This window comes from Candidatus Obscuribacterales bacterium (assembly GCA_036703605.1).
Taxonomy (GTDB): domain Bacteria; phylum Cyanobacteriota; class Cyanobacteriia; order RECH01; family RECH01; genus RECH01.
This window is the reverse complement of the sequence record DATNRH010000276.1, coordinates 1-6,230: the sequence shown is the minus strand read 5'-3', so window position 1 is coordinate 6,230 and position 6,230 is coordinate 1. Positions and strand designations below refer to the sequence as shown.

General features: G+C 51.5%; 6 protein-coding genes. 4 read left to right on the top strand and 2 right to left on the bottom strand.

Features of this window, described 5'->3' with window-relative positions:
- The 3 genes from V6D20_05875 to V6D20_05865 form a co-directional block, all read left to right on the top strand.
- On the top strand, positions 1 to 882 hold an 882-nt coding region (locus tag V6D20_05875), incomplete at its 5' end, for a mechanosensitive ion channel family protein (protein ID HEY9815314.1).
- Positions 883 to 1,233: 351 nt separating this feature from the next.
- The gene (locus V6D20_05870) at positions 1,234 to 1,767 is read left to right on the top strand and encodes a hypothetical protein (protein HEY9815313.1); all 534 of its coding nucleotides are present in this window, start codon (positions 1,234 to 1,236) and stop codon (positions 1,765 to 1,767) included.
- A 349-nt stretch (positions 1,768 to 2,116) separates the two neighbouring features.
- Positions 2,117 to 2,941, top strand: coding sequence for an alpha/beta hydrolase (locus V6D20_05865; protein ID HEY9815312.1), 825 nt, complete (start codon positions 2,117 to 2,119; stop codon positions 2,939 to 2,941).
- A gap of 66 nt (positions 2,942 to 3,007) precedes the next feature.
- Here the strand turns inward: V6D20_05865 and V6D20_05860 are convergent, their stop codons facing one another.
- Both V6D20_05860 and V6D20_05855 read right to left on the bottom strand, forming a co-directional pair.
- Positions 3,008 to 3,643, bottom strand: coding sequence for a cob(I)yrinic acid a,c-diamide adenosyltransferase (locus tag V6D20_05860; GenBank protein ID HEY9815311.1), 636 nt, complete (start codon positions 3,641 to 3,643; stop codon positions 3,008 to 3,010).
- Between the two features lie 40 nt (positions 3,644 to 3,683).
- Positions 3,684 to 5,138, bottom strand: a complete 1,455-nt coding sequence (locus V6D20_05855; protein HEY9815310.1) for a cobyric acid synthase — start codon at positions 5,136 to 5,138, stop codon at positions 3,684 to 3,686.
- A 27-nt stretch (positions 5,139 to 5,165) separates the two neighbouring features.
- Between V6D20_05855 and cbiB the strand changes: the two genes are divergently transcribed.
- Positions 5,166 to 6,158: an adenosylcobinamide-phosphate synthase CbiB gene (cbiB, locus tag V6D20_05850; protein ID HEY9815309.1), complete on the top strand. Its 993-nt coding sequence runs from the start codon at positions 5,166 to 5,168 to the stop codon at positions 6,156 to 6,158.
- Positions 6,159 to 6,230 lie beyond the last annotated feature (72 nt).

The window sequence follows — 6,230 nt, the reverse complement described above, 5'->3', positions numbered from 1 at the left end:
ATGCTGATATTGGAGCACCATACCTGGGTTAGTATCATGGATTGGACAGAATTGATTATCTCTTTCGCACAGATTGAGTCACCAGATCTGCCCCAGAAATTGCTTGAAGATATTACCCTACAAAAAGTTGTTCGAGCCATTATTGCCGTGTTGATTGCCTACGGAAGTACGGCTCTTATCCAGATGTTCACGAACTGGATGTCAGAGAAGGTTCCTCGGCGCTTTCGTCTATTGATTAAACAATCACTTCCATTCTGGAAGGGCTTGATTCTAATCATGGTTGTTTCCTATATAGTTAGACTATTTTTTAACTTGTCTGAGTCTAACCTGCTGGCACTCACGGGAACCATAGCCGTTGCCCTTGGATTTGCATTTAAAGACTACGTTAGTTCTATTATTGCTGGAGCCGTTGCATTGTTTGAAGCACCCTATCGAGTAGGCGATCGCATCCAAATTGAGGAACATTACGGTGAGGTGGTTGGCTATGGACTTAGAGGCATTCAACTGCAAACGCCAGATGACAATACCGTCACTATTCCCCATAACAAAACCTGGACAGAAGCGATCGCCAATGCCAACAGCGGAAATCTGGAAGCACAGGTTGCCACCAATTTTTACTTCGACCACAGCGTTGACTCAGAGCAAGTTATTCGTATCTTATACCAAGCAGCCTACAGCAGTCGATATACCCAACTGAAGCTCCCTATCGTGGTGGTGATGAAGGAGGAGGTATGGGGAACTCAGTTCAAGCTGCGATCTTATCCCATGGATGCCCGCGATGAGTTTGTTTATCAAACCGACATTATTCGCCGAGCCAAACAGGCCTTTGCTCGATGTCAGCTTCCTTACCCAAGACTTTCAAGAGCATTCCTCGACGGCTAGGATTCTATGGTCGAGTGAGTTATGCATATCAAAATCCCTGCCTACGGTTATATCAAGTCTGGTTAGACACACCATCTATTGAAGGCTGTGGCAGTAACCAGATGTCTGTAGCTCTCTTGCTAAGGAGGCAGCGAAGCGGTGAATCGAAGGCAGGATGTACCAGCCTATAACCCTTCAATGGGACTTGATATTATATAGATACTCTGTACCTCTCAATCCAAGATCCTCTCCTAGAAGATAATGGGTTAAGACTAGCGGATGTCTAGTTCTTTTCCCAAAACTAGGAGAGAGCGGGTTAGAGTGAGGAGCATATCCTATAGCTCTCTAATCAATCGGATTTGAGATCAATCTATGACACGCCAACAACTAGCTATGCATGGTGCTGTTTCATGGTTTCACTATATCGTTCCTTTCTACCAAGGTGTACATCGCAGTGCCCTGTCTTCCGACGACATTATCCAGATATTTCTGTCACTCAGCCCAGATAGGATGGCTATTAACAGCAGATCTCGGTTCAACCAAGGCAAGTATCAGATTATAACCAGAAGCGATCGCATCACGATTCGAGGCCCCTATGGAGAAGATGCCTATGGAGATAGTCGCTTTCCCTTAGTAACACAGATCTATCTTCAGCCTAGTCAGACATCAGATGAAACCTATATACATATTACTAGTCGTCCTACTTTAAGGGCACTTATGCCGGTTGGCCTAATGGGCTTACTTTTAACAGGTGGACTTTTTGTGGTCATGTCTCAAAGCACTTCACAGGCGTTCGCACCAACAGCCTGGCTACTCCTATTATTTCCCTACGCAATAATTGTATTGTTTTTTAATATCGAGATACGAATCTTGCTTTATGTCTTGAAACGATACATACCTTTTTGACTGTTGCTGGAGTGCCTGGCTCATCCATCCAATAGTTGACTGCCTTAGTTTATCGGGCGCTTCTGAATCATGATATGATTTGCGCTAGCGAACCGTGAGCGAGATGCTCATCTCAAGTTTGGTCGAATGGCCATGGCTGGAACATTCTGCCCTCAATCCTCCGTTTCACCGCCCCTTTGCCAAAGGAGTTACAAACACTTAGGGCAGCCACAGCCTTGAATGAATAGCGCGCATCTAACCGAAAGGTCGTGTGAGCAAGATGTTCACATTCTAATTTCATATCTTTATTCGGCAACGCCGTTTATTGATCAATCGGCTATAGGTCATCACTCTTGGAGATATCCTCGTTATGGGTTCTACAACGCCTCGGTGGGTACGTCGCTGGGTTCTTGGGCGCTGGTCTGTGGCAAGGTTGGGGCGATCGCTCCTGATTATCTACGCTGTTGTCACCCTCTATGTTTTCTTCACCGCCGACAGCAAAATCTTTCTACCCCCTGCCTCCAGCTATGCCCAACTTCCTGACCTGGTTACCGTTCCGGTTGGCAACCATCAACTAGCCGTCCTCCATTTGCCCAACCCCAACGCCGACTATACCCTACTCTATAGCCACGGCAATGCAGAAGATCTGGGTCTGATTGCCCCCGTCCTCGACGTTCTATACTCCGCTGGCGTTTCGGTGGTTAGCTACGACTATAGCGGCTACGGATTGAGCACCGGCAAATCATCCGAACAGCAGTCCTACCGCGATATCACCGCCGTCTATCGCTATATGGTGGATGATTTGGAGATTCCTAGCGATCGCATTCTTATCCATGGGCGATCGGTGGGCGGCGGCCCGTCATTGTACTTAGCTACCCAGGAATCCAGCGCTGGGATGATCCTAGAAAGTACCTTCACCTCTGCTTTTCGGGTGCTGTTGCCCATTCCTATTTTTCCCTTCGACAAATTTCCGAACCGCGATCGCCTCCGCCAACTCAACCTTCCCGTCCTAATTATCCACGGCGAAGCTGACGACACGATTTCTATCGACCATGGGCGATCGCTCTACGCTGTTGCCTCAGATCCCAAGCAATCGCTCTGGGTGCCCAACGCCGACCACAACGACCTCGTCTGGGTTGCCGGGGACGACTACGTCGAAGCGGTGCGATCGTTGGTGAGCAGCCTATCGTCTTGACCCACGAAGGTCTCCGACTCTAACAAAGATCTGCGACTTCTTTAAGAAGTCGCAGATCTAGACATCTCAAAATTCAATGCCGACTTGGGCTGGAATTCCCTGGCTAATGGGATGCTTGATCCGCGTCATTTCCGTTACCAGATCTGCTGCATCGATCAACATTTGGGGGGCATAGCGACCTGTACTGGCCACATGGCACAGATGGGGGCGCGATTGGATCACCGATAGCACCGGATCGACCTCAAGCTGCTGTTTTTTGAGGGCAATGTGCAATTCATCCAGCACCACCAAGGAAATTGTTTCATCCATAATGTAATCGGTGGCTTGCTGCCAAGCCGCTGCTGCCATTTGCCGATCGCCCTCAGGATCTTGGGTTTCCCAAGTAAAGCCACCACCTAGGGTATGGATCTTTACCGGAAAGCCGCGATCGCTCAACTTTTGTAACATCTGGCGATCGCCATCTGGGTAGGCTTCCGAATTTTTCACAAACTGCACCACCGCCACTGGTAGATCATGGGCCAGATGGCGATAGACCAAATTCATAGCGCTGCTGGTCTTGCCTTTTCCTAAGCCGGTGAACAGCAGATATAGACCCCGTTCATTGCCCTGTCGTGCTTCCCGCGCTTGGTCTTTGGCTTGTTTAATTTTTTGTAGACGTTCTTTTTCTCGCTGGCTGGAGTCTTGCACGGAGGGGTCAGTCATGGTGTTCCAGAAAAGAGGACGTTGCTTATTCTAGCGCGGCTTACAGGGCCAAATAGCGGCGGATGGGTTCGAGGTCGAGATGCTTGTCTAGCAAGTCGGCCATGCGATCGTAGAGTTGGCGCTGATGATCTTGCCAGGATAGGGGTGAAGGCATATAGCCACGAATACTGGACTGTTGAATGAGAGACTGTCGTAAGACCGCGGATTCAAACAACCCATGGACATAGGTGCCCCACACCTTACCCTGACGCATGCCCTCGGGAATGATCTGACCTGCAGACTGAAGGGTCAACAACGACTCCACGGGAGCGATCGCCTGGGTTTGACCCATGTGAATTTCGTAGGCAGTCCAGCGATCGCCCTGCCAGAGCGCCTCGACCTGCTGCAGCGATTTCGTTTCCGCAAAGGTGGTCACCGCTGGCAACAGACCCAGCCCCGCCACCGTCCCCGCATCCCCCGCTACACCCGAAGGATCACTTAGAGACTGGCAGAGCATTTGATAACCGCCACAGATGCCCACAATTGGCACCCCCCGATGGGCCGCCTCACAGATTGCTGCTGCCAGCCCCGTCTCTCGCAACCATTGCAAATCTCGCAGCGTATTCTTACTTCCGGGTAAAATAATCACCTGAGCCGTTTGCAGCGCTTCCACCGTCATGATCCAGCGCACCTGCACGCCACGGTCTAATTGCCATGGCTGACTATCCTGAGAGTTCGACGTCGAGGGAAAGCGAATCCAGCCCAGTACTGCACCACTGCCCTTTTCCTCCGCTTCCTGGCAAAGGCTATCTTCACTTTCTGGCTGAAGATCTGTTTGATAGGGTAATGTTCCTAGATAGGGTAAACTAGGGAGGTGCTGCGTAAAATAGTCTCCCGCCGTGCTAAATAAACTCAGATCTCCTCGAAATTTATTCACGATTATGCCTAGTCCCTGCTTTTGGCGATCGCTCGGCATTAACCCATAGGTTCCCACCATCTGGGCAAAAATACCGCCCCGTTCAATGTCCCCCACCAATAACCACCGCCCCTCCAGGTAAGCAATGGGACGTAGATTCACCAAATCTCGGTGCATGAGATTTAGCTCCACCGGACTGCCCGCGCCTTCTAGGAGCAGCACATCACAACGCGATCGCCATCCTTCTAACGTCTGACATACCGTTTCCCAAAGCGTCTCAATATGCTGATAATAGTCAGCAGCGCGGATATGGGTTTTGGGCTGTCCCAGCAGCACCAACTGAGACACGCTATTGCCACAGGGCTTCAGCAGAATCGGATTCATCTCCGCCACCGGCCGCAGTCCACAGGCGATCGCCTGCACTGCTTGGGCCCGACCGATTTCGCCTCCCTCTAAGGTGACATAGGAGTTGTTCGACATATTCTGCGCCTTGAAGGGAGCTACCCGCACCCCCTGCCGCCATAGCCAAGCCCCCAAGGCTGTAGTCACCCAGCTTTTGCCCGCATTTGACGACGTTCCAAGAATGGCAATAGATTTCATAATATTCAGACTACAGACAGGATCACCATGGGCACACCAGACCTAAGCGCCATTGCCCTGCTCGGCGGTGCGGCGCTGCTTGATTATCTCATAGGCGATCCCTGGAGTTTGCCCCACCCCGTCCAGTTCATGGGCTGGGTGATTTCTGCCTACAGTCGCGTGGCGATCGCGTGGCTCAAGGTGCCCTGGACGCTGCGCCTGGCCGGTATTGGGCTAACTCTACTAGTCATCCTTGGCAGTGGGGCGATCGCCTTCGGTCTGGTGTGGCTAGGCAATTACCTCCATCCGATCCTGGGCATGATCCTCGCTATCCTCTTCCTGTCCGCCTGCATAGCCGGCCGCAGTCTTCGGGATGCGGCCCTAGATGTCCTCACGCCACTTCAGCAGGGAGACCTAGAAGAATCGCGATCGCGTCTCAGCCGCTATGTGGGCCGCGACACCGACCAACTCTCCGAAGTTGAAATTTTGCGGGCTGTCCTGGAAACCGTTACCGAAAATGCTGTAGACGGCGTCATGGCTCCCCTGTTCTACGCCATCCTAGGAGCCCTGATCCACCCCATGGCGGCCGTGGCGCTTGCCATGGGCTACAAAGCCGCCAGCACCCTAGATTCTATGGTGGGCTACCGACGCGCTCCCTATACATATCTTGGTTGGTGTAGTGCTCGTTTGGAAGATATCCTTACCTGGTTGCCTTGTCGCCTGACGGTTCTTACCCTAGCTATCTGGTCTCGCCGTCCGCGTCAGGTGTTGCAGGTGTGTCGTCGGGATGCGATCGCAGATCCAAGCCCCAATTCTGGCTGGAGTGAATGTATCTATGCGGCGGTGCTGGGGGTGCAGGTAGGAGGTGATAATATCTATCGCGGCGTTGTCACATCGAAGCCACTGCTCGGAGATCCAGTGCGACCGATTACACCTACTGTAATTCAAGAAGCGATCGCCCTTACACGGCTCTGTTTATTCTTGTGGCTAGGCTGTGGTCTCGTCTTAGTATTGCTCAGTAAGGCTAACTCTATACGTTAAGGTTCATCAAGGGCAGCTCTCAGACATCCTCTTAAACCCTCCTTGCGCCAGCCCATACTCGAAGTGTTGATC

What these genes read in the sequence shown, in the direction of transcription:
- V6D20_05870 (HEY9815313.1), top strand. Translation starts at nt 1,234, where the DNA reads ATGACACGCCAACAACTAGCTATGCATGGTGCTGTTTCATGGTTTCAC.
- V6D20_05865 (HEY9815312.1), top strand. Translation starts at nt 2,117, where the DNA reads ATGGGTTCTACAACGCCTCGGTGGGTACGTCGCTGGGTTCTTGGGCGC.
- V6D20_05860 (HEY9815311.1), bottom strand. Translation starts at nt 3,643, where the DNA reads ATGACTGACCCCTCCGTGCAAGACTCCAGCCAGCGAGAAAAAGAACGT.
- V6D20_05855 (HEY9815310.1), bottom strand. Translation starts at nt 5,138, where the DNA reads ATGAAATCTATTGCCATTCTTGGAACGTCGTCAAATGCGGGCAAAAGC.
- cbiB (HEY9815309.1), top strand. Translation starts at nt 5,166, where the DNA reads ATGGGCACACCAGACCTAAGCGCCATTGCCCTGCTCGGCGGTGCGGCG.